The organism is Streptomyces sp. NPDC032940 (assembly GCF_040636935.1).
Taxonomy (GTDB): domain Bacteria; phylum Actinomycetota; class Actinomycetes; order Streptomycetales; family Streptomycetaceae; genus Streptomyces.
On record NZ_JBEZVJ010000018.1, the window covers coordinates 120,043 to 141,393 of the forward strand.

At 71.3% G+C, this 21,351-nt stretch carries 20 protein-coding genes and 2 tRNA genes; 10 read left to right on the forward strand and 12 right to left on the reverse strand.

Annotated elements, in window-relative coordinates:
• Positions 1–126: 126 nt before the first annotated feature.
• Together AB0E77_RS21925 and AB0E77_RS21930 are read right to left on the reverse strand one after the other, a co-directional pair.
• Entirely contained in the window at positions 127–756 is a 630-nt protein-coding gene (locus AB0E77_RS21925; RefSeq protein ID WP_361573148.1) for an alpha/beta family hydrolase, read from the reverse strand.
• A gap of 1 nt (position 757) precedes the next feature.
• Positions 758–1,573, reverse strand: coding sequence for an SOS response-associated peptidase (locus tag AB0E77_RS21930; protein WP_361573150.1), 816 nt, complete (start codon positions 1,571–1,573; stop codon positions 758–760).
• A gap of 104 nt (positions 1,574–1,677) precedes the next feature.
• Here AB0E77_RS21930 and AB0E77_RS21935 point away from each other — a divergent pair, with 104 nt between their 5' ends.
• The 4 genes from AB0E77_RS21935 (at position 1,678) to AB0E77_RS21950 (ending at position 5,334) form a co-directional block, all read left to right on the forward strand.
• Positions 1,678–2,400 (forward strand): M50 family metallopeptidase, encoded by a 723-nt coding sequence (locus AB0E77_RS21935; protein WP_361573152.1) that lies wholly within the window; start codon positions 1,678–1,680, stop codon positions 2,398–2,400.
• A 141-nt stretch (positions 2,401–2,541) separates the two neighbouring features.
• The gene (gene aroA, locus AB0E77_RS21940) at positions 2,542–3,858 is read left to right on the forward strand and encodes a 3-phosphoshikimate 1-carboxyvinyltransferase (RefSeq protein WP_361573154.1); all 1,317 of its coding nucleotides are present in this window, start codon (positions 2,542–2,544) and stop codon (positions 3,856–3,858) included.
• A 12-nt stretch (positions 3,859–3,870) separates the two neighbouring features.
• Positions 3,871–4,884, forward strand: coding sequence for a ribosome small subunit-dependent GTPase A (rsgA, locus tag AB0E77_RS21945; protein ID WP_361573156.1), 1,014 nt, complete (start codon positions 3,871–3,873; stop codon positions 4,882–4,884).
• Between the two features lie 126 nt (positions 4,885–5,010).
• On the forward strand, positions 5,011–5,334 hold the full coding sequence (locus AB0E77_RS21950; protein ID WP_361573158.1) for a multidrug efflux SMR transporter: 324 nt from the start codon (positions 5,011–5,013) through the stop codon (positions 5,332–5,334).
• Between the two features lie 12 nt (positions 5,335–5,346).
• Here AB0E77_RS21950 and AB0E77_RS21955 read toward each other — a convergent pair whose 3' ends face one another.
• Positions 5,347–5,958 carry a TetR/AcrR family transcriptional regulator gene (locus tag AB0E77_RS21955; protein ID WP_361573160.1) on the reverse strand — a complete coding sequence of 204 codons (612 nt, stop codon included), beginning with the start codon at positions 5,956–5,958 and terminating at the stop codon, positions 5,347–5,349.
• 208 nt (positions 5,959–6,166) lie between these two features.
• On the opposite strand from AB0E77_RS21955, the gene hisN reads away from it, so the two are divergent.
• Positions 6,167–7,003, forward strand: a complete 837-nt coding sequence (gene hisN, locus AB0E77_RS21960) for a histidinol-phosphatase (protein WP_361573162.1) — start codon at positions 6,167–6,169, stop codon at positions 7,001–7,003.
• Positions 7,004–7,148: 145 nt separating this feature from the next.
• On the forward strand, positions 7,149–7,553 hold the full coding sequence (locus tag AB0E77_RS21965) for a CBS domain-containing protein (RefSeq protein ID WP_361573164.1): 405 nt from the start codon (positions 7,149–7,151) through the stop codon (positions 7,551–7,553).
• An 81-nt stretch (positions 7,554–7,634) separates the two neighbouring features.
• Here AB0E77_RS21965 and AB0E77_RS21970 read toward each other — a convergent pair whose 3' ends face one another.
• Positions 7,635–9,086 (reverse strand): catalase, encoded by a 1,452-nt coding sequence (locus AB0E77_RS21970; protein ID WP_361573166.1) that lies wholly within the window; start codon positions 9,084–9,086, stop codon positions 7,635–7,637.
• 144 nt (positions 9,087–9,230) lie between these two features.
• On the opposite strand from AB0E77_RS21970, the gene AB0E77_RS21975 reads away from it, so the two are divergent.
• Positions 9,231–9,647, forward strand: a complete 417-nt coding sequence (locus tag AB0E77_RS21975) for a Fur family transcriptional regulator (RefSeq protein ID WP_189228749.1) — start codon at positions 9,231–9,233, stop codon at positions 9,645–9,647.
• A 131-nt stretch (positions 9,648–9,778) separates the two neighbouring features.
• On the opposite strand, the gene AB0E77_RS21980 is transcribed toward AB0E77_RS21975, so the two are convergent.
• From AB0E77_RS21980 to AB0E77_RS21995, 4 genes are all read right to left on the reverse strand, one after another.
• Positions 9,779–9,852: transfer RNA gene (locus AB0E77_RS21980), tRNA-Met, on the reverse strand.
• A 76-nt stretch (positions 9,853–9,928) separates the two neighbouring features.
• Positions 9,929–11,770, reverse strand: coding sequence for a tetratricopeptide repeat protein (locus tag AB0E77_RS21985; RefSeq protein WP_361573168.1), 1,842 nt, complete (start codon positions 11,768–11,770; stop codon positions 9,929–9,931).
• A gap of 239 nt (positions 11,771–12,009) precedes the next feature.
• A tRNA-Met gene (locus tag AB0E77_RS21990) sits at positions 12,010–12,083 on the reverse strand.
• 49 nt (positions 12,084–12,132) lie between these two features.
• On the reverse strand, positions 12,133–15,117 hold the full coding sequence (locus tag AB0E77_RS21995; RefSeq protein ID WP_361573190.1) for a UPF0182 family protein: 2,985 nt from the start codon (positions 15,115–15,117) through the stop codon (positions 12,133–12,135).
• Between the two features lie 163 nt (positions 15,118–15,280).
• On the opposite strand from AB0E77_RS21995, the gene AB0E77_RS22000 reads away from it, so the two are divergent.
• The gene (locus AB0E77_RS22000; protein ID WP_361573170.1) at positions 15,281–15,823 is read left to right on the forward strand and encodes a PPA1309 family protein; all 543 of its coding nucleotides are present in this window, start codon (positions 15,281–15,283) and stop codon (positions 15,821–15,823) included.
• Between the two features lie 108 nt (positions 15,824–15,931).
• Here AB0E77_RS22000 and AB0E77_RS22005 read toward each other — a convergent pair whose 3' ends face one another.
• The 4 genes from AB0E77_RS22005 to AB0E77_RS22020 form a co-directional block, all read right to left on the reverse strand.
• Positions 15,932–17,026, reverse strand: a complete 1,095-nt coding sequence (locus AB0E77_RS22005) for a PDZ domain-containing protein (protein ID WP_361573172.1) — start codon at positions 17,024–17,026, stop codon at positions 15,932–15,934.
• Between the two features lie 57 nt (positions 17,027–17,083).
• On the reverse strand, positions 17,084–17,248 hold the full coding sequence (locus AB0E77_RS22010; protein ID WP_351014054.1) for a hypothetical protein: 165 nt from the start codon (positions 17,246–17,248) through the stop codon (positions 17,084–17,086).
• Between the two features lie 138 nt (positions 17,249–17,386).
• The gene (locus AB0E77_RS22015; protein ID WP_361573174.1) at positions 17,387–17,848 is read right to left on the reverse strand and encodes a molybdenum cofactor biosynthesis protein MoaE; all 462 of its coding nucleotides are present in this window, start codon (positions 17,846–17,848) and stop codon (positions 17,387–17,389) included.
• 114 nt (positions 17,849–17,962) lie between these two features.
• Positions 17,963–19,084, reverse strand: a complete 1,122-nt coding sequence (locus AB0E77_RS22020) for an SDR family oxidoreductase (RefSeq protein ID WP_361573176.1) — start codon at positions 19,082–19,084, stop codon at positions 17,963–17,965.
• 192 nt (positions 19,085–19,276) lie between these two features.
• Between AB0E77_RS22020 and AB0E77_RS22025 the strand changes: the two genes are divergently transcribed.
• Entirely contained in the window at positions 19,277–20,722 is a 1,446-nt protein-coding gene (locus tag AB0E77_RS22025; protein ID WP_361573178.1) for a zinc-dependent metalloprotease, read from the forward strand.
• Positions 20,719–21,234, forward strand: coding sequence for an NUDIX hydrolase (locus AB0E77_RS22030; RefSeq protein ID WP_361573180.1), 516 nt, complete (start codon positions 20,719–20,721; stop codon positions 21,232–21,234). Before AB0E77_RS22025 ends, AB0E77_RS22030 begins: the two co-directional genes overlap by 4 nt.
• Positions 21,235–21,351: the final 117 nt, after the last annotated feature.

Sequence of the window (21,351 nt, forward strand, 5' to 3'; positions counted from 1 at the left end):
GGCTGCTGCGACTCGGGCAGAAGGCTGAAGCCATGCGGCGGACTTCCTCTCGTACGGCATCGGTGCTGACGCTCAGCAACGTATGTCCGCCACAACAGCGGTCGCCCGCCGCTCATTCCCGGGCCGTCAGCCGAGTGAGCGGGTCCACTCCGCGACGCCGTCGGTGATCAGCCGCAGGGCCTCGTCCTGCGTGATCTCCGCCCGTTTGGGCACGGCGAAGCCGTGGTCGCCGTACGGGACCGGGGTCAGGTCGTAGCTCCCCTCGGGGAACTCCTCGGGCTTCCCGAAGGGGTCGTTGCCGCCCTGGACGACGAGGGTCGGCACCCCGGCCCCGAGCAGTTCACCGGCGCGGGACTTCTCGGGCTTGCCCGGCGGGTGCAGCGGGAAGCTCAGGGCGAGGACGGCACGGGCGCCCAGCTCGGTGGCGGTGCGGCAGGCGACGCGGGCGCCGGCGCTGCGGCCGCCGGAGATCACCGGCAGGCCGGGGGCGTTCAGCGCGGGCCAGACGCCGCGCCAGCCTGTGTCCAGGGTCTTCGGGGCGGGCGCGAGCTTCTTGCCGGCCACCCGCCAGGGCTGCTCGACCAGGGCCACGGTCACGCCCACCGCGGGCAGCGCCGCCGCCAGGGCCGCCAGGTCGCGCGCCTCGATGCCGCCGCCGGCGCCGTGGCTCGCGGCGAGGACGAGGCGGGGCCGCGCGGCCGGGTGCCAGGTGATGCGGGCGGCGCCGGCCTCCGTGTCGATGATCTCGGTCTTCACGTCAGAAGAGTGTGCCCTCTTCCGGCCCGTCCAGCTCCTTCAGCAGCTCCGGCCCGTTGTTGCGGACGTTGCTCACGGCCGTGGAGACCGGGAACGCCCGCATCAGCCCCGCGGGCGGGGGCGTCAGCAGCGAGGTGAGCTCGTCGGGGTCGGTGCGCGCCGGGTCGAGCCACGCGTCCCACCGGTCCTGCGTCAGCATCAGCGGCATCCGGGGGTGGATGTCGGCCAGGGCGTGCGGGCCCTCGGGCGAGGCGACGGCGAGCGGGGTGGCCTCGGCCTCGGTGGTGATCACCGAGCACGTCACCCACCAGGCCGCCGGGTGGTCGTCGGGCAGCGTCCGGTCCCGCCAGAACTCGTAGAGCCCCGCCATGGCGAAGACGGAGCCGTCGGCCGGGGTCACGAAGTACGGCTGCTTGCGGGGCCGCTTCCGGCGTCCCTCGACCTCCAGGTCCCGCTCCTGCTTGCCGGTGACCCACTCGTAGTAGCCGTCGGCGGGCAGGATGCAGCGCCGGGTGCTGAAGGCGCGGCGGTAGGACGGCTTCTCGTGGACGGTCTCCGCGCGGGCGTTGATCATCCGGGCGCCGCCCTCGGGCGTCTTGGCCCAGGAGGGGACGAGGCCCCACTTCAGTTTCCGCAGCTGGCGAACCGGCCGCGGGTCCTGCGCGTCCTTCAGGGGGCGGTCCAGGACGGCGTAGACCTCTTTGGTGGGTGCCACGTTGTAGTCAGGCTCCAGGGTCTCCTGGGGCTCCCACTTCTCGATCTCAAAGATTCCTGCGAGATCCTCGGGTCCACGACTCGCCGCATACCGTCCGCACATGCGTGCCACATTGCCAGGCCCGCCCGTCTCCCGACCACCGCCCCTCCCCGAGGCGCTTCGCGCCACACCCGCTCGACCGTGCACACGAGGAGCCCGCACCGACCATGGACCACCTCGCCTCGGCCTCGCTCACCTCCCTGTGGGACGAGGTCTCCGGTACCCAGCCCGACCCCCAGCTGTGGGTGGTGATCGCGACCCTGGTCGCCGGGCTCGCCGTCGTCGTGCTCCGCCCGCTGTGGCGGACGGCACGGAACGCGATCACCATCGCCCACGAGGGCGGGCACGGACTGGTGGCGCTGCTCACCGGGCGCACGCTGACCGCCATCACCCTGCACTCGGACACCAGCGGCCTCACCGTCAGCCGGGGCAAGCCGCACGGGCTCGGCATGATCCTCACCGCGGCGGCCGGCTACACCGCGCCCTCGCTGCTGGGCCTGGGCGGGGCCGCGCTGCTGGCCTCGGGACGCATCACGCTGCTGCTGTGGGTGGCGACGGCGCTGCTGATCGCCCTGCTGGTGATGATCCGCAACGCGTACGGGGTACTGACGGTCGTGCTGACCGGCGGGACGTTCCTGCTGGTGTCCTGGCTGGCCGGCCCGCAGGTGCAGGCGGCGTTCGCGTACGCGGCGGTGTGGTTCCTGCTGCTCGGCGGGGTGCGGCCGCCCTTCGAGCTCCAGGCCAAGCGGGCGCGGGGCGGGGCAGGCGACTCGGACGCGGACCAGCTGGCCCGGCTGTCCCACGCTCCGGCGGCGGTGTGGTTCTTCCTGTTCCACGCGGTCTCGCTGTGCTCGCTGATCGGCGGGGGACGGTGGCTGCTGGAGCTGTGAGCGGGCCTTCGGGCCGGCCGGCCGCACAGGGAGCGAGAACTGCCGCATATAGGCGCGGCAGTTCCCCTGTCGCGGTTTCGGTCGGATTTCGACACCTTTGATCAAGATCTCCGATCGGCTTCAGCCATTAAAGTGGGGCTCATGACCGTGAATTCCGCGCACACCGCCCTCTGGCCCGCCCCGCACGCGAGCGGGGCCGTCGACGCGACCGTCCATGTGCCCGGATCCAAATCGGTCACCAACCGCGCCCTGGTGCTGGCCGCGCTCGCCTCCGAGCCCGGCTGGCTGCGCCGCCCGCTGCGCTCACGCGACACCCTGCTGATGGCCGGGGCGCTGCGGGCGATGGGCGTCGAGATCGAGGAGGGCGTCGGTCCCGACGGCACCGGCGAGTTCTGGCGGGTCATCCCGGCCGGTCTGCACGGCCCCGCCACGGTCGACGTCGGCAACGCCGGCACGGTCATGCGCTTCCTCCCGCCGGTCGCCACGCTCGCCGACGGCCCCGTCCGCTTCGACGGCGACCCCCGCTCCTACGAGCGCCCGCTGCACGGGGTGATCGACGCGCTGCGCGTCCTCGGTGCCCGCATCGACGACGACGGGCGCGGCGCGCTGCCGATGACCGTGCACGGCGGCGGCGCCCTGGAGGGCGGGCCGGTCGCGATCGACGCGTCGTCGTCCTCGCAGTTCGTCAGTGCGCTGCTGCTGTCCGGCCCGCGCTTCAATCAGGGCGTCGAGGTCCGCCACACCGGATCGGCGCTGCCGTCCATGCCGCACATCCGCATGACCGTCGACATGCTGCGCTCGGTCGGCGCCCAGGTGGACACGCCGGAGTCCGGCGGCGAGCCGAACGTCTGGCGGGTCACGCCGGGCGCGCTGCTCGGCCGCGACCTCACGATCGAGCCGGACCTGTCGAACGCCCAGCCGTTCCTGGCGGCGGCGCTGGTGACCGGCGGCAAGGTGGTGATCCCCGACTGGCCGGCCCGTACCACCCAGCCCGGTGACCGGCTGCGCGAGATCTTCACCGAGATGGGCGGTTCCTGCGAACTGACCGACTACGGCCTGCTGTTCACCGGATCGGGTGCCGTGCACGGCATCGACGTGGACCTAGGCGAGGTCGGCGAGCTCACCCCGGGCGTCGCGGCCGTCGCGGCCCTCGCGGACTCCCCCTCGACCCTGCGCGGGGTGGCACATCTGCGCCTGCACGAGACGGACCGGCTGGCCGCGCTCACCAAGGAGATCAACGAACTCGGCGGCGACGTCACCGAGACCGCGGACGGGCTGCACATCCGCCCGCGCCGCCTGCACGGCGGGGTCTTCCACACCTACGAGGACCACCGCATGGCCACCGCCGGCGCGATCATCGGCCTCGCGGTCGAGGGCGTGGAGATCGAGAACGTGGCGACCACCGCCAAGACGCTGCCCGACTTCCCCGACCTGTGGACCGGGATGCTCGGGGCGTAGGGACCGTTCGCCATGCGCCGCTACGGCAAGCACACCGACGAGGACGACATCCGCTCGCGCCCCAACCGCAAGGGCAACCGGCCTCGCACCCACATCCGGCCCAAGCACGAGGACGCCGCCGAGGGCCTCGTCCTCACCGTGGACCGGGGCCGGCTGACCTGCCTCGTCGAGGACCGGGTCGTCACGGCGATGAAGGCCCGCGAACTGGGCCGCAAGGCCGCGGTCGTCGGCGACCGGGTGGCGCTGGTCGGCGACCTGTCCGGCGCCAAGGACACGCTCGCGCGGATCGTCCGCATCGAGGAGCGCACGTCGGTGCTGCGCCGCACGGCGGACGACGACGACCCCTACGAGCGCGTGGTCGTCGCCAACGCCGACCAGCTCGCCATCGTCACCGCCCTCGCCGACCCCGAGCCGCGCCCGCGCCTCATCGACCGCTGCCTGGTCGCGGCGTTCGACGGCGGCCTCACCCCGCTGCTGGTGATGACCAAGTCGGACCTCGCCCCGCCCGACGAACTGCTCGGTCTGTACGGCGCGTTGGACATCCCGTACGTCGTCACCAGCCGCGAGGAGCTGGAGAACGGCGATGCCGCCGACCGCGTGCGCGAGCATCTGGACGGTAAGGTCACGGCGTTCGTCGGCCACTCCGGGGTCGGAAAGACGACGCTGGTCAACGCGCTGGTCCCGGAGGACCGACGCCGTACGACGGGCCACGTCAACGCGGTGACGGGACGCGGCCGGCACACGACGACCTCGGCCCTCGCGCTGCCGCTCTCCTCCGACGAGGGCGGCTGGGTCGTGGACACCCCCGGCGTACGGTCGTTCGGGCTCGCCCACATCGACCCGTCCCGTGTGATCCACGCCTTCCCCGATCTGGAGCCGGGTACGGAGGGCTGCCCCCGCGCGTGCAGCCACGACGAGCCCGACTGCGCGCTGGACGCGTGGGTCGCCGAGGGCCACGCCGACCCGGCGCGGCTGTACTCGCTGCGCCGGCTGCTGGCGACGCGCGAGCGGACGGAAGGCGACTGACCTCCGCGTTGTTTGCCGTGCCGTGCGACCGGCAAGTGCATAATCGCACCAAGCCGGATCCAAGCCCGGGCAAAAGCCGATGGATCGACGAAGCGGTCACGGTACGGGACCACGGAAGGACGACACATGGCGTGGCTGCTGGTCATCGTGGCCGGGGTGCTGGAGACCGGCTTCGCCGTGTGTCTGAAGCTCTCGCACGGCTTCACCCGGCTGTGGCCCACTGTCGCGTTCTGCGCCTTCGCGCTGGGCAGTTTCGGCCTGCTGACCCTGTCGTTGAAGAAGCTCGACGTCGGCCCGGCGTACGCCGTGTGGACCGGCATCGGCGCGGCGGGCACCGCCATCTACGGCATGGTGTTCCTGGGTGACCTGGTCTCCACACTGAAGATCGTCTCGATCAGCTTCGTCATCATCGGCGTGATCGGGCTCCAGCTGTCGGGCTCGGCGCACTGACGCGTCCGGCCGTCACGACGTCGACTGCCGTGGCAGGACGGTACGGACGAGTTCCGTCACGCCGCCCTCGCCGGGCGGGGCCGCGACACAGGACAGGGCGAGCCGGACGGTGAGTTCGCAGGTGCGGGCGAGGTCGGCGGCCTCCGCGCGGGGAACACCGGGCCTGGACAGGGCGGCGACGGCACGGTCGCGGACGAGGGCCACGAAGTCGGCGGGCGAGGGCAGCGGGCCGTCGGCCCGGCGCTGGGCCGGCACGGCGGAGGAGGACGGCACGCCGCCGGGCGCGGGGGCGGGCAGCCACGCGCCCCAGCAGCCGGTGAGCAGGGCGCGCACCAGCGCGTTGTCCCCTGCCGCGGAGGCGGTCCACTCGGCCGTCGCGGTGAGCCGCTCGCGTGGGTCGCCGACGGCGCGGAGCGCGCGCTCCACACCGGCGAGATAGCCGTCCGCCTCCCGCCGGACGAGTGCGCGGGCGAGGCCCTCCTTGCTGCCGAACTCGTTGTACAGCGTCTGCCGCGACACTCCGGCCGCCGCCGCCACGTCCACCATCCGCACGGCGGCCCACGGCCGCCGCGCCAGCGCGGTGTACGCGGCATCGAGCAGGGACTCCCGGGCTGCGGGCATCATCGCCTCCCTAGGCCGAAGCGACTCAGCGCCCAGATTTGACGGGTATGCCACCCCTGTCAAGACACCTCGCCCCGTCCGACACGCCCGCACCTCACCAGCGGCGGCCCACCGCTCCGGCCCCGCCCTCCCCCGTCCGCATCGCCCCGCACAGACCTCCCGCTCAAACCCCTGGTGGCCCCGCCCCGCCCCCGCCCGATACCGTGGCCGCATGCCGGACTACCTCGACGACCTCCGCCTCGCCCACGTCCTCGCGGACGCCGCCGATGCCGCGACGATGGACCGCTTCAAGGCCCTCGACCTGAAGGTCGAGACCAAGCCGGACATGACCCCCGTGAGCGAGGCGGACAAGGCCGCCGAGGAACTCATCCGGGGCCACCTGGCCCGCGCCCGCCCCCGCGACGCCGTCCTCGGCGAGGAGTACGGCACCGAGGGCACCGGCCCCCGCCGCTGGGTCGTCGACCCGATCGACGGCACCAAGAACTACGTCCGCGGAGTCCCGGTCTGGGCCACCCTCATCGCCCTCATGGAGGCCGGCGGTGGGGGTCCCTCCCGCTCGGGCGAATTCGAGAGTGGGGGAGGCTACCAGCCCGTCGTCGGCCTCGTCTCCGCTCCGGCCCTCGGCCGCCGCTGGTGGGCCGCGAAGGACCACGGCGCCTTCACCGGCCGCAGCCTGACCTCCGCCCACCGCCTCCAGGTCTCCCAGGTCTCCACCCTCGCCGACGCCTCCTTCGCGTACTCCTCGCTCGGCGGCTGGGAGGAGCAGGGCCGGCTGGACGGCTTCCTGGACCTGACCCGCGCGGTGTGGCGTACGCGGGCGTACGGGGACTTCTGGCCGTACATGATGGTCGCCGAGGGCTCGGTCGACCTGTGCGCCGAACCCGAGCTCTCCCTCTGGGACATGGCGGCGAACGCCATCATCGTCACGGAGGCCGGCGGCACCTTCACCGGCCTGGACGGCAGGCCCGGACCGCACAGCGGCAACGCCGCGGCGTCCAACGGCCGGCTCCACGACGAGCTGCTCGGCCATCTCAACCAGCGCTACTGAGCCCGCCCCCCGCACGCCCGCCGACTCGCCCTGTGCGCCCCCTTGTTGGCCCCGGCTTTGCCTGCCACTCTGAGAGTCCCCCCACTTGTGAACTTGTGAATCCATGAACTAACTCATGGATCACCGGCAGGAGGTGGCTCCACCCATGCTCGTCCGCGAAGCCATGAGCTCGGTCGTCCTCACCATCGGTCCCGCCCACACCCTGCGCCAGGCCGCCACACTGATGTCCGCCCGCCGCGTCGGCGCGGCCGTGGTCCACGACCCCGACGCCGGCGGCATCGGCATCCTCACCGAACGCGACATCCTCAACTCCCTCGGCCGGGGCCAGGACCCCGACGCCGAACGCGCCCACGCCCACACCACCACCGACGTCGTGTTCGCGACGCCGTCCTGGACCGTGGAGGAGGCGGCCGGGGCGATGGCGCACGGCGGCTTCCGCCATCTCATCGTGCTCGACCGCGACGAGCCCGTCGGCGTGGTCTCGGTCCGCGACATCATCCGCTGCTGGGCACCGGCCCGGCAGGTACCGGCGCAGCACGTGCCGGCCTGACACCCTGCCACGCGAAACGGGCCGGGCCCCCGTTCCCGGGGATCCGGCCCGCCGCCACGACAAGCGGTCCAGTGCTGGACGTCAGCCGCGCAGGGCCTGGACCGCGGCCTCCAGCCGCTTGCCGAAGTCACCGTCGGCCTGACGGAAGTTGTCGATCGCGCGCTCGATGATGTCCTCGCGCGAGACCTGGGAGATGGCGCCGGCCAGGTTGTCGATCAGGCGCTCCTTCTCCGCGTCCGTCATCAGCCGGTAGAGGTTGCCCGCCTGGACGAAGTCGTTGTCCTCGGCGTGCGAGGGGGCCTCGGTCTCTCCGGTGACACCGGAGACCGCGACCGGCTGCCACAGGGCACGGTCCGTCTGGAACGGGCCGCCGAAGCTGTTCGGCTCGTAGTTCTTCGCGCCCTTGTGGCGGCCGTCGTACAGGTAGCCGTCACGGGAGTTGGTGCGCGCCTCGGTGGCGTGCGGGCGGTTCACCGGCAGGTGGTCGGCGTTGATGCCGACGCGGTAGCGGTGGGCGTCGCCGTAGGCGAAGAGGCGGCCCTGGAGCATCTTGTCCGGGGACGGGCCGATGCCGGGCACGAAGTGGGCCGGGGAGAAGATCGACTGCTCGACCTCGGCGAAGATGTTCTCCGGGTTGCGGTTGAGCTCCAGCTTGCCGAACCAGACGATCGGGTAGTCGGCGTGCGGCCACACCTTGGTCAGGTCGAACGGGTTGAAGCGGTACGTCGCGGCCTCGGCGACGGGCATGATCTGCACGCCGACGGTCCAGGACGGGAAGTCACCGCGCTCGATGGCCTCGCGGAGGTCGCGCTGGTGCGAGTCGGGGTCCTCACCGGCGAGCTTGTCGGCCTCGGCCTGGGTGAGGCACTTGATGCCCTGGTCGGTCTTGAAGTGGTACTTGACCCAGAAGGCCTCGCCGGCCGCGTTGTTCCACTGGTAGGTGTGCGAGCCGAAGCCGTCCATGTGGCGGTAGGACGCCGGGATGCCACGGTCGCCGAAGAGCCAGGTCACCTGGTGCGTGGACTCGGGCGAGAGGCTCCAGAAGTCCCAGACGTTGTCCATCTCGGTCGAACCCGTGTAGGGGTCGCGCTTCTGCGTGTGGATGAAGTCGGGGAACTTGATGGCGTCCTTGATGAAGAACACCGGGGTGTTGTTGCCGACGAGGTCGTAGTTGCCCTCTTCGGTGTAGAACTTCAGCGCGAAGCCGCGCGGGTCGCGGACGGCGTCCGCCGCACCCAGGTTGCCCGCCACGGTCGAGAAGCGGAGGAAGGTCTCCGTCTCCTTGCCGACCTCGGAGAGGAAGGCGGCGCGCGTGTACGGGGTGACATCGGCGGTGACCGTGAAGGTGCCGTAGGCGCCCGCGCCACGGGCGTGCACGACGCGCTCCGGGATGCGCTCACGGTTGAAGTGGGCCAGCTTCTCGAGGAGCAGCTGGTCCTGGACGAGCACGGGGCCGCCGACGCCCGCGGTCTCGCTGTTCTGGTTGTCGGCCACCGGAGCACCGGCTTCCGTAGTAAGCGGTCCCTGAGTCACGTACGCCTCCTGCGCCAATCCTGCAAAACCTGTCCCTTGGCTAATGCCGGTCTCGATCCTACAATGGACATTGTCTAAGTCAAGTAAGACTCCAAAGTCACACCCGTTCGGGACCTGGTCCCCCTTGCTGTTAGGCTGGTCTGTATGAGTGACCTTCTGGAGCGGCTGCGTGGACGCGGTTGGCGCATGACCGCGCAGCGGCGTGTCGTGGCCGAGGTCCTTGACGGCGATCATGTCCATCTGACCGCCGACGAGGTGCACGCCAGGGCCGTCACCAAGCTGCCGGAGATCTCCCGGGCGACCGTCTACAACACCCTGGGCGAGCTGGTCTCGCTCGGTGAGGTGCTGGAGGTCGCGACGGACAAGCGCGCGAAGCGGTACGACCCGAACGCGCACCGGCCGCACCACCACCTGGTCTGCGCACAGTGCGGCGCGATCCGCGACGTCCACCCGACCGGCAATCCGCTGGCCGACCTCCCGGACACGGAGCGCTTCGGCTTCACGGTCTCCGACGTCGAGGTGACGTACCGCGGCACCTGCCCGAACTGCGCGGCCGCGTAACCCGGTTCGCGCGAGAGCCCCCGGCACCGATGGGTGCCGGGGGCTCTCGCGTTACGACAAAGACCCGAGGCGAGAACACCTGAAAACACCGAGGGCCGGAACCCTTTCGGATTCCGGCCCTCGGCCTTCAGTAGCGGGGACAGGATTTGAACCTGCGACCTCTGGGTTATGAGCCCAGCGAGCTACCGAGCTGCTCCACCCCGCGTCGATGAATGGAACACTACGTCACGCCCGTGACAAGAAGCAAATCGCTTATGAGCGCACCCAAGCTCAGCGCAGCGTCACGCCGACAGCTCCTGTCGCAGCGCGTCCCGCAGCCGGGCGGCCCGCTCGGCCACCTCCCGCGGCCCCAGCGACACCGCCCGGTCCGCCCACCGCTGCCCCTCGTCCAGCTCCCCCCGCCGCGCACACACCAGCGCGAGCCGCAGCGCCGCCCGCCCGTGTCCCGCATCGGCGGCCCGGCGCCACCACACGACGGCCTCGGGTTCGCTGCCCTCCCGGGCCAGCAGCAGCCCCAGATTGAACGCGCCGTTGCGCGAGCCTGCCTCGGCCGCCTCCCGGTACCATCGCGCCGCCTCCACCACGTCACCCCGCGCCGCGGCCAGCATCCCGACGCGCACCTGGGCCCGGCGGTGCCCCTGCGAGGCCGCCCGCTCGTACCACTCCTCGCACTCGGTCTTCTCCTGCGCGGGCTCGCCCAGCTCGTGCGCGGGTGCGGGCGGCCGACGTGCGTCGAGCAGTGTGGCCAGCCGGTACGCGGCCTCCGGGCTGCCGCCCCCCGCCGCGCACCGCAGGAACCGCTCCGCCTCCGGCTCGTCGCCGGCCCGCAGTCGCGCCATGCCGACCTGCAACGCCGCCTCGGTGTGCCCGGCGGCGGCGGCCCGCTCGTACCAGCGCAGCGCGGCGGCGTCCTCGCCCCGTCCGGCGTGCAGGATCCCGAGGTTGAAGGCGGCGTCCACGCTGCCCGCCTCTGCCGCCTTGGAGAACCAGGGCTCGGCACCGGCCGCGTCCCCGGCGCGCAGCAGCAGGATGGCCAGCGCGTTGGACGCCTCCCGGTGCCCTGCGTAGGCCGCCCGCCGGTACCACTGCTCTGCCTGGGCCGTGCGCCCCTGCTCGGCGCAGAGCAGCCCGAGGTTGTAGGCACCGTTGTCGTCCCCGGCGTCCAGCGCGGCCCGGTACCACCGCTCGGCGGTCTGCGGCTCGCCTTGTTCGGCGTGCAGCGCGCCCAGCGCGTTGGCCGCGTTGCCGTCGCCGTCCTGCGCGGCCCGCAGCCACCACACGGCGGCGCTCTCGTCGTCCCCGGCGTCGCGCAGCAGGAAGCCCAGCGCACAGGCGGCGCGCGCCTCGCCGTCCTTGGCGGACGTCAGATACCAGCGCCCGGCCTCCTTGAGCTCGCCCCGCCGCTCCAGGATCGATCCGAGGTGCAGCGCGGCCCGCCGGTGTCCGCGCGCGGCGGCCTGCCGGTACCACTGCTCGGCCTCCTCGCTCCCCTCGCCCCGCTCGGTCACGGAGCGCGGCACACCGGGACCGACGTCACCGTCGAGGTCCCGGCCGGCGCGCCGGTCCAGGGTCCGGGCCAGCCGGTACGCGGCCTCCCGGTGCCCCCGCTCGGCCGCGGCCCGCATCCATCGCTCGGCGCCCTCGGCGTCGGCGCGGTGCTCCAGCAGGTCGGCGAGCGCGTAGGCGCCCAGGACGTGTCCCTGTTCGGCGGACTGGCGGAGCCAGTACTCGGCGGCGGGCTCGTCCCCGCGTTCGCGGAAGTGCCGCCCCAGTGCGTGTGCGGCAGCGCAGGAACCGGCGACGGCGGCGATCCGCCACCACCCGGCGGCCTCGTCGGCGTAACCGCGCTGGTGCAGCAGCACGCCGAGGTTGTTGGCGGCGGCGCGGTCACCGGCGGCGGTGGCGGCACGCAGGTGGGACTCGGCCCCGTCGAGATCACCGCGGCGCAGCAGCATGGCCCCGAGCACGCTCATCGCCTCGACGTCACCGGTCTCGGCGGCGAGCCGCCGGCGTACCTCCTCGGCGGCTTCGTCCGCGGCTTCCTGAGCCTCGTCCCCGGCATCCTCCCGGCCGGACGGCTGCACAAAACGCCCCGTCTCGAACAGATTTGCCATGTCCCCCATAACGTCCATCGTCGCACCACCCGCACCCCGGGTACACCTGGTATACCGCAGTCATCGAGGTCACTACAGCGTTTTGTCGACATGCCCACAGGGAGACAAGTCAAACACGGATCGCCCCAACTCCCCCCATCGACGCGGCCGTCGGCGTCATCGGCACATGCGTTCGCACATCACGAAGGCCCGGATCCCTTTCGGAATCCGGGCCTTCGTCGTCGTTCGCACACAGCTCACGACGTCAGTAGCGGGGACAGGATTTGAACCTGCGACCTCTGGGTTATGAGCCCAGCGAGCTACCGAGCTGCTCCACCCCGCGCCGTTGTGTTCACAACCGTATCACGGCGCGGGATGGGCGTTTTACCAGCTCAGCCGCTGCCCTGGCCGTCGGCGGTGCCGGTCGGCGTGGGGCTCGGACTCGAACTCGCCTTGCCGTCCTGACTCTTGTCGGCCTGGCTCTTGTCGTCCGCGTTCTTGTCGGCGCCGCTCTGGCCCGCCTTGGCCTGGGCGTCCTCGGCCTTCTTGAGGGCGTCCTCCAGGTCCTTCTGCGCCTTGCCGTACGCCGTCCAGTCGTTCTGCTTGAGCGCTTCCTGGCCGGCCTCGAAGGCCTTCTGGGCGTCGTTCAACGCCTCCTGGACCGTCGGGTTGGCGGACGTCGGCGGTGGTGTGGTCGTGTCGTCGCCCTGGTCCGGCGGCTCGGTGGCCGATCCCTTCGCCCCGAAGACCTTGTTCAGGGCCTCGTCGAGCGTGTCCTCGAAGGCGGTGTTGCCGCCGTAGGACACCAACACCTTGCGCAGCAGCGGGTACTTGAGGTCACCACCGCGCACATAGACCGGTTCCACGTAGAGCAGCCCGTCGTCGAGCGGCACCGTCAGCAGGTTGCCGTACTCCACCTCCGAGTCGCCGCCTCTCAGCAGCCTGATGGACTCGGCGATGTCCTGTTCGGAGTTGAACTGGCTCTGGACCTGCTTGGGTCCGTTCACGGTCGTGCTCGTCTGCAGCTTCAGGACTCTGATCTTGCCGTAGTCCTTGGTGCCCGCTTCCGCGTCGACCGCCATGAACGCGCTGAGGTTGTCGCGTCCGATCGGCGTGAAGGTCGTCGTCAGCGAGAACGCCTGCTGCTTCTGGTCGGGCATCTTCATGCTCAGGTAGTACGGCGGCACCGCGTCGCCCGACTTGTTGGTCGGGTCGTCCGGCACCTGCCACACCTCGCTGCCGCTGAGGAACGTCGTGGCGTCCTTCACGTGGTAGCGGGTGAGCAGCTCGCGCTGGACCTTGAACAGGTCCTGCGGGTAGCGCAGGTGGGACATCAGCGCGTCGGAGATCTCGCTCTTGGCCTTGACCGTGCCCGGGAACGCCTTCATCCAGGTCTTGAGGACCGGGTCCTGGGTGTCCCACTGGTACAGCTTGACGTCGCCCGTGTAGGCGTCGACGGTCGCCTTCACCGAGTTGCGGATGTAGTTGACCTGGTTCTGCTGGGCCACCACCGCGCGCGAGTCGTTGCGCGCGGTCAGCGAGTCGGCGGTCGTGTCGCCGAGCGTCGTCCGGGAGGCGTACGGATAGCCGTTGGTCGTGGTGTAGGCGTCCACGATCCACTGGATGCGGCCGTCCACCACCGCCGGATAGGCGTCGCCGTCGATGGTCAGCCACGGGGCGACCGCCTCGACGCGCTCCTTCGGCGTGCGGTTGTACAGGATCTTCGACCCGTCGCCGATGGCGCCGGAGTAGAGGATCTGCGGCTCGCTGAACGCCACCGCGTATGCGGCCCGGTTGACCGGGTTGGACAGGTCCACCCCACCGTCGCCCTTGTAGCTGGTGGTCTTCTCACCGCTGTCGTCGGAGTAGTCGATCTCCTTCTGGGGACCGCCGACGATGGAGTACGTGGTGGTCTTCTCGCCGTAGTAGACGCGCTGTTCGTACGTCCCGAGGTCGCCCTTGGAGGGCAGGTCGGACTCGGTGAAGACCGGACGTCCCTCGGAGTCGACCTGGGTGCCCTTGGCGGCGACCACTCCGAAGCCGTGGGTGTAGCGGAAGTGGTTGTTGATCCAGTTCTTCTTCGGGATGCCGGCCAGGTTCAGCTCGCGCAGACCGATGACCGTGTCCTGGTCCTTGCCGTCCTTGGAGTAGCGGTCGACGTCCAGGTTGTTCGGGAACGCGTAGTAGTTCCGCATCTGCTGGAGCTGCTGGAACGTCGGCGAGATGATGTTCGGGTCCATGATCCGGATCGACGCCGTCGCGTCGACGTCGTCGCGGAGCTCGGTCTTGTCCTCGGTCTTGCTCTCGCCCGCGTACTCGGTGACCTGGGTGCCCTCGATGCCGTAGGCCTTGCGCGTCGCCTCGAGGTTCTTCTCGACGTACGGCGCCTCCTTGGCCTGCTCGTTGGGCTGCACCTCGAACTTCTGGACCAGCGCGGGGTACAGGCCGCCGATGAGGATCGCCGACAGGACCATCAGGCCGAAGCCGATCACGGGCAGCTGCCAGGTGCGCCGCCACAGGGTGGCGAAGAACAGCAGCGCGCAGATGACGGCGATGCAGAACAGGATGGTCTTGGCCGGCAGGTAGGCGTTGGCGTCGACGTACCTCAGGCCCGTCCAGTTGTCGGTCGCCTTGAAGTCACTGGACTTCACCGCCAGTCCGTACCGGTCGAGCCAGTAGGCGACCGCCTTGAGGGCGACGAAGACGCCGATGAGCACCGACAGGTGGCCGGTGGCCGCGGCCGTCGCGCGCGCTCCGGGGCTGGTGACGCGCAGCCCGCCGTAGAGGTAGTGGGTGAGCGCCGCCGCGATCAGCGAGATGATCACGGTCGCGAAGCCGAAGCCGAGCAGGAAGCGGTACCAGGGCAGGTCGAAGGCGTAGAAGGAGACGTCCAGCTTGAACTGGGGGTCCTTCTGGCCGAAGGGCACGCCGTTGACCCACATCAGCCAGGTCCGCCACTGGCCGGAGGCCGAGGCGCCGGCGATCAGGCCGACCAGGGCGGTGATGCCGAGGAGCAGCCACTTCTTGTACGGGGCGATGCCCATCCGGTAGCGGTCGAGGTTCTGCTGCTCCATCGACATGGCGCTCAGCGGCGGGCGGAGGCGGTGGGCCAGCCAGATGTTGAGGCCGACCGCGAGCGCCATCAGCAGGCCGAAGACGAAGAAGAGACCGATCTTGGTCCACAGCGTCGTCGTGAAGACCGACGAGTAGTGGACCGACCGGTACCACAGCCAGTCCGTCCAGAAGCCCGCGAACATGGTGAACGCCATGCCGAGCACGGCGAGGACACCGAGCGTCATCAACAGGGTGCGGACACGCCGGGACGGGCGGCCCACTCTGATCCGTGGCCCCGTCGGGCCTCCGCCTCGGTCCGGCATCTGGAAAGCCAAGGTGCGCACCTCGAAGTCGCTGTTGTTCCGTCAGGCCCTCGGGTTCGTGGGCCCCCCGTGCGCCCCCGTCATCGTGGGCCCACACCTATGCAACTTACTCATCGTTTACTCGGTTCCCGATTCGGCCCAGTAACGAGGCAGGATTGTGACCATGTCCAACACCCCCATGGCAGCGAGCCCCCTCACCCGGGCCGTGCTCGAGATCGACGAGTACGTCTCCGGCCTCGGCTGGGACCAGCCCGCACGCCTCTTCGCCCTTGTCGACACCGCACGCCTGCGGGCCGACCAGCCCACGCTCGCGGACCGGCTCGGTCTGCAGGAGGAGACGGAGAGCTCCGGCCTCACCCCGATCGAGCAGGACGAGATTCCCTCGGACCGGCCGCTCGACGAGTTCCTCGGCACCATCGCCTGGCCCGACGCCGTGGTCGGCTGCGCGCTGGCCGTGGAACGCCTGATGCTGCCGCCGTCCGCCGAGGCCCAGGTGCCGGCGGACCTGGACGGCGAGAAGCTGACGCGATGGGTGGCGGAGCACCCGGACCGTCAGGAGGTCCGCATGACGGTCGCGGTGCTGCGTGACGGCGCCCGCGAGTCCGCTCTGCGGCTGCGCGAGAAGGACTCCGCGACCGAGGTCCTCACGGGTTCCGACCTGGTGCCCGGTCTGGCCCAGGCGCTGACCGCGACCTTCGAGGAGTAGTCGACCGTCGAGGAGCAGTCGACCTTCGAGGAGCAGTCCCGGAGGGTTCGGCGGGTCCTCCGGGGCGGCCCGTCGGTCAGGGCGTCCCGGAGGGACGGCGGCAGCCGTCTATCCGGCCGTGCACTTCGGAAGGTCGGAGGTCTTCCCGGTCCGGATGTCGTCGAGGGCGCCGATGGCGTCGTCGATGGTGTCCACCTTCACCAGCGTGAGCCCGTCCGGGGTGTCCTCGGCGGCGGACGCGCAGTTGTCGGCGGGCGTCAGGAAGTACCGGGCGCCCTTCTCCCGTGCGCCGATGGTCTTCATCCCGATGCCGCCGATCGGGCCGACCTTGCCGGCGTCGTCGATCGTCCCGGTGCCGGCGACGAACGCGCCGCCGGTGAGGCTGCCCGGCGTGAGCTTGTCGTAGATGCCGAGCGCGAACATCAGACCGGCGCTGGGGCCGCCGACGTCGGCGAGCTTGATGTCGATGGCGAACGGGAACGTGTGGTCCGTGCCGGCGCTGATCCCGACGATGGCGCGCTTCTCGCCGGCGTCGTCGGAGGTCGCGGTGGTGATCGTGACCTTCTCGGTCTTCGTCGGCGTCCGGCCCTCCTTCTCCGCGGCGGCCTGCTCCTTGGCGGGCACGATGGTGAAGACGACGTCCTGGCCGGGCTTGTGCTTGGTCACCAGGTCGGCGACGTCGCCGGGCTCCTTGACCGTGGTGCCGTCCACGGCCCGGATCACGTCACCGGCGTGCAGCCGGCCCTGGGCCGGGGAGTCCTTGACCACCGTCGAGACGACCACCCAGGACGTCACCGGGATGTCCAGCGCCTCCAGGGCGGCGACCTTCGCGCTCTCCTGGGACTGGCTGAACTCCTCGGCGTTCTCCTGGGTGGCCTCCTCCTCGGTCTTGCCGTCCGGGTAGAGCGTGTCGTGCGGCACCACGCGGTTGTCGTGCGCGACCCACCCGTAGACGGCCTCCACGAGGTTCATCCGGTAGTCGGCGCTGGTGACCCGGACGGTGGTCATGTTCAGATGACCGCTCGTCTCGTACGTCTTGTGCCCGGAGATCTGCAGCACCGGCTCGCCGTCGTGGTCCCCGAGGGTGTTCACCGTCGGCCCCGGTGACATCTCCGCGTAGGGCACGGGGATGAACACACCCGCGCACAGGAGCGCGATCAGCATCAGGGTGGAGGCGAGCATCGTCGCGGTGCGGCGTGGCATGGGACGACATTACGGGACGCGGCTGTCGGAGCACCGTCAGGGCACTGCCCTTCGGTGTCAGGCTCCGGTGCGGGACTTCTCCATCGCCTCGCGGAACCGGGCGTACCCGTCGAGCTCCGGACCGTCGCTCCGGATCTTGCGGGTCCGGTTGGCCCAGCTTCCCCACAGACCCGCGGCCACCGCAGCCACCAGCGGAATCAGCAACCAGGCGAGCGCCGCCATGCCGACCTCCCAACCCCATGAGCCCCGCGACTGACTGATCAGCAGATTAACCATCCGCAGTGACAACGCTCACGCCGGGGGGCCGGTTACGCAACCGGGAATCACGAGGGTGCCGCGACGGCCGTCAGCCGCCGCCCGTCAGCAGGCGCCGACCCACTCCTCGGTTCCGTCGGAGAAGGTCTGGTGCTTCCAGATGGGCACCTCGTGCTTGAGGTCGTCGATGAGCTTCCGGCAGGCGTCGAAGGCCTCGCCCCGGTGCGGGCAGGAGACGGCGACGACCACGGCGAGGTCCCCGACCTCCAGGTCCCCCACACGGTGGACCGCGGCGAGCGCCCGTACGGGGTACTCCGCGACGACCTTCTCGGCGATCCGCCGCATCTCGGCCTCGGCACTGGGGTGGCACGAGTAGCCGAGCCGGTCGACGTCGGTGCCCCCGTCGTGGTTCCGCACGGTCCCGACGAACAGCGCGGTCCCCCCGGCCGCGTCGTCCCCGACGGCCCGGAAGACCTCGTCCACGGAGAGGGGCGTCTCCCGGATGCCGATCAGCTTGACGGGGTCCGGCGCCGACTGCTCACCGGGGTGGTCGTTCGTGGATGCCATACGTCCATCGTGCCCCACGGCGCGCGGCGCGCGGAATAGCGTCATCGCCCGGCACGCGCGCGTACCCCCTTGGAGCCTTCTACAGGACGTCTCCCCGCAGGACGCGCGCCCGGCTCAGATCCGCCGTCGGGCCTTCCGTGCCCGCCGGACCACCGCCGCCGCGCCGAGCAGGGCGACCGTCGCGCCCGCGGCCCCGGCCGCCGTGGCGTCCTTGCGCCCGAGGCGCCGCCCGGCGACCGTGTGCCGGCCCGCGACCTCCTCCAGCAGCTCGGCGAGGACCTCCTCGTTGGTGTACTTCGGCCGCCACCCGGCGTCGTGCAGCCGGCTGCCGCTGACCACCCAGGGGTACATCGTGTACGCCAGGTCCCCGGCCGGGGAGGGCGTCAGCCCGATCCGGTGCAGGCGGGCCGCGGCGCCCAGGGCGACGGCCGACGGCAGCTCCATCCGGCGGATCCCGCTGAGCTCCTCGACCTCCTCCTGCTCCAGCCAGCCGTCGCACCCGACGGCCAGCTCCCCGTCGGCCTTCTCCAGGACGGCGTACTCGAGGGCGCTGCACAGGTCGTCGACGTGGCAGAACTGCCAGGCGGGCCGCGAACCCGCCACCACGAGCAGCCGGGGCGACTCGAAGTACCTGGTCAGCGCGGTGTCCATGCCGCCGACCAGGATCGCGGGGCGGACGACGGTCACATTCAGGCCGGGGTGCGCGCGGGGTGCGCGGCGGGCCAGCCGTTCGATCTCCAGCAGGTCGCCCACGCCCGTCGCCTCGGCCGTGGCCCGCAGCTCGGCGTCCTCGGACAGCGGCAGCTCGTTGTCCGGCAGCGCACCGTAGACCATCGCGGAGGTGCACAGCACGACGCGGTGCACTCCGGCCGCCGCGGCGGCGGTCAGGACGGTCTGCGTCCCCCGGACGTTGTAAGCCGTCCGGGCGGCCGCGTCGGTCTCCAGGTCGAGGTCCAGCGCCAGGTGCACGACGACGTCCGCACCGCGCAGCTTCTCGGCGATGGCCGGGTCCCGCACGTCCAGGATCTGCCAGTGTGCCTCCGCGCACTCGCCGCGCCGCTCGTCGATGGCCACGACCTGTCTGACCTCGTCGGACGCGGCCAGCCGTGCCGTGAGCAGGGCGCCGACGCCGGAGGCGGCACCGGTGACCGCGACGACGGGTCCGCGCGCGCCGGCGGCGGCGGAACTGGTTGACTGGTTTCGCGCTGCGCGAACCTGCGGATCTGGGGAACTCACCGGGCGTCTCCAGCGGTTGTCTTCAGTACGGTCGCGAGTGACGCGTACGTACCAGGTGGCATCCATCCTGCCGCAGGCCGTCAGTCGGCGAAGCACCGAGGCCCGAACCGCCGCGGGTGTCTACGCTGGGTGGTGATGTCGGGCAGCCGTGCCGCCGGAAAGAACCGGTGGCCCTACCAGCCGAGGAACCCCGTGAGTGACACCCCATTCGGATTCGGCCTTCCGCCGGAGGAGCCGGACGACGGCGACGAAGGCAAGAAGAAGGACCAGCAGAGCGGCGGTGGTCAGGGACCGGCCAACCCGTTCGGTTTCGGAATGTCCGGAGCCGGTGGCCTTGGCGGCCCCGGTGCGGACAACCCGTTCGCTGCCATGTTCGGTTCCATGAACCCCACCGACCTGGGCGCCGCGTTCCAGCAGCTGGGCCAGATGCTCTCCTACGAGGGCGGCCCGGTGAACTGGGACATGGCCAAGCAGATCGCCCGCCAGACGGTCGCCCAGGGCACCCCGGACGGCACGAAGGACGCGAGTGTCGGCCCCACCGAGCGCAGCGCCGTCCAGGAGGCCGTCCGTCTGGCCGACCTGTGGCTGGACGACGCGACCGCCCTGCCCTCCGGTGCGGGCTCCGCGGTGGCCTGGAGCCGCGCGGAGTGGGTCGAGGCGACCCTGCCCGCCTGGCGCGAGCTCGTCGACCCGGTCGCCGAGCGCGTCGGCACCGCCATGGGCGACGTGCTGCCCGAGGAGATGCAGGCCATGGCCGGCCCGCTGATCGGCATGATGCGCTCCATGGGCGGCGCCATGTTCGGCACCCAGATCGGTCAGGCGGTCGGCGTGCTCGCCGGTGAGGTCGTCGGTTCGACCGACGTCGGCCTACCGCTCGGCCCGGCCGGCAAGGCCGCGCTGCTGCCGGCGAACATCGAGGCGTTCGGCAAGGACCTGGGCGTCCCGCTGGAGGAGGTGCGGCTGTATCTCGCCCTGCGCGAGGCCGCCCACCAGCGCCTCTTCGCGCACGTGCCGTGGCTGCGCTCGCATCTGTTCGGCGCGGTCGACGGCTACGCCCGCGGGATCAAGGTCGACACGGCCAAGCTCGAGGACGTGGTCGGCCAGTTCGACCCGCAGAACCCCGAGCAGCTCCAGGAGGCACTCCAGCAGGGCATGTTCCAGCCGGAGGACACGCCGGAGCAGAAGGCGGCCCTCGCCCGTCTGGAGACGGCCCTGGCGCTGGTCGAGGGCTGGGTGGACGCGGTGGTGCACGCCGCCGCCAAGCCGCGGCTGTCCTCCGCGGACGCGCTGCGCGAGACGCTGCGCCGCCGTCGCGCCTCGGGCGGCCCGGCGGAGCAGACGTTCGCCACGCTGATCGGCCTGGAGCTGCGCCCGCGCCGCCTGCGGGACGCCTCGCGTCTATGGGCGTCCGTGACGGACGCGCGCGGTGTGGACGGCCGGGACGCCCTGTGGGCCCACCCTGACATGCTGCCGACCGCCACCGACCTGGACGACCCGGACGGCTTCGTGCACCGCGAGCACCTGGACTTCTCCGAGCTGGACAAGATGCTCGGCGAGGCCGCGGGCAAGGCGGACCTCACGAAGAAGGACGAGAAGGAGCAGGACGAGGCCGACGGCAAGGGCGACGGCGCCGAGTGAGCCTGTACGACGACGCGGTCCTGGTCCTCAAGGGCCACGAGGGCCAGGACGAGCTGCGTCAGGTCTATCTGGACCATCTGGCGGCGCACCCGGACGGCATGTGGAAGGCCTGCGCGGACGGGCACGTCACCGCGAGCGCCCTGGTGATCGACCCGTCGCGCGGACGCGTGCTGCTGACCCTCCACAGGAAGCTGCGCATGTGGCTCCAGATGGGCGGCCACTGCGAGCCGGTCGACGAGACGCTGGCGCGGGCGGCGCTGCGCGAGGCGACCGAGGAGTCGGGCATCGCCGGAGTGACCCTGCTGCCCGGCGGCCCGGTCCGGCTGGACCGCCACCACACGCCCTGCGCCTGGCACCTGGACGTCCAGTACGCGGCGGTGGCTCCCGAGGGGGCCGTGGAGGCGATCAGCGACGAGTCCCTCGACCTGCGCTGGTTCCCGTACGCGGAGGTCGCGGACGTGGCCGACGAGTCGGTCGTGCGTCTGCTGGAGGCCACCCGTACCCGGCTCTGAGCCTCGAGCCGACCCAGACGGATAAGAGGTCATCTCATTTGGCCGGGTCGGTAGTCTGTTGGTCGTGGTGGGGATCGTTGAGCGGCTGGTGCCGGATGAGTTGTGGGAGCTGTTTCA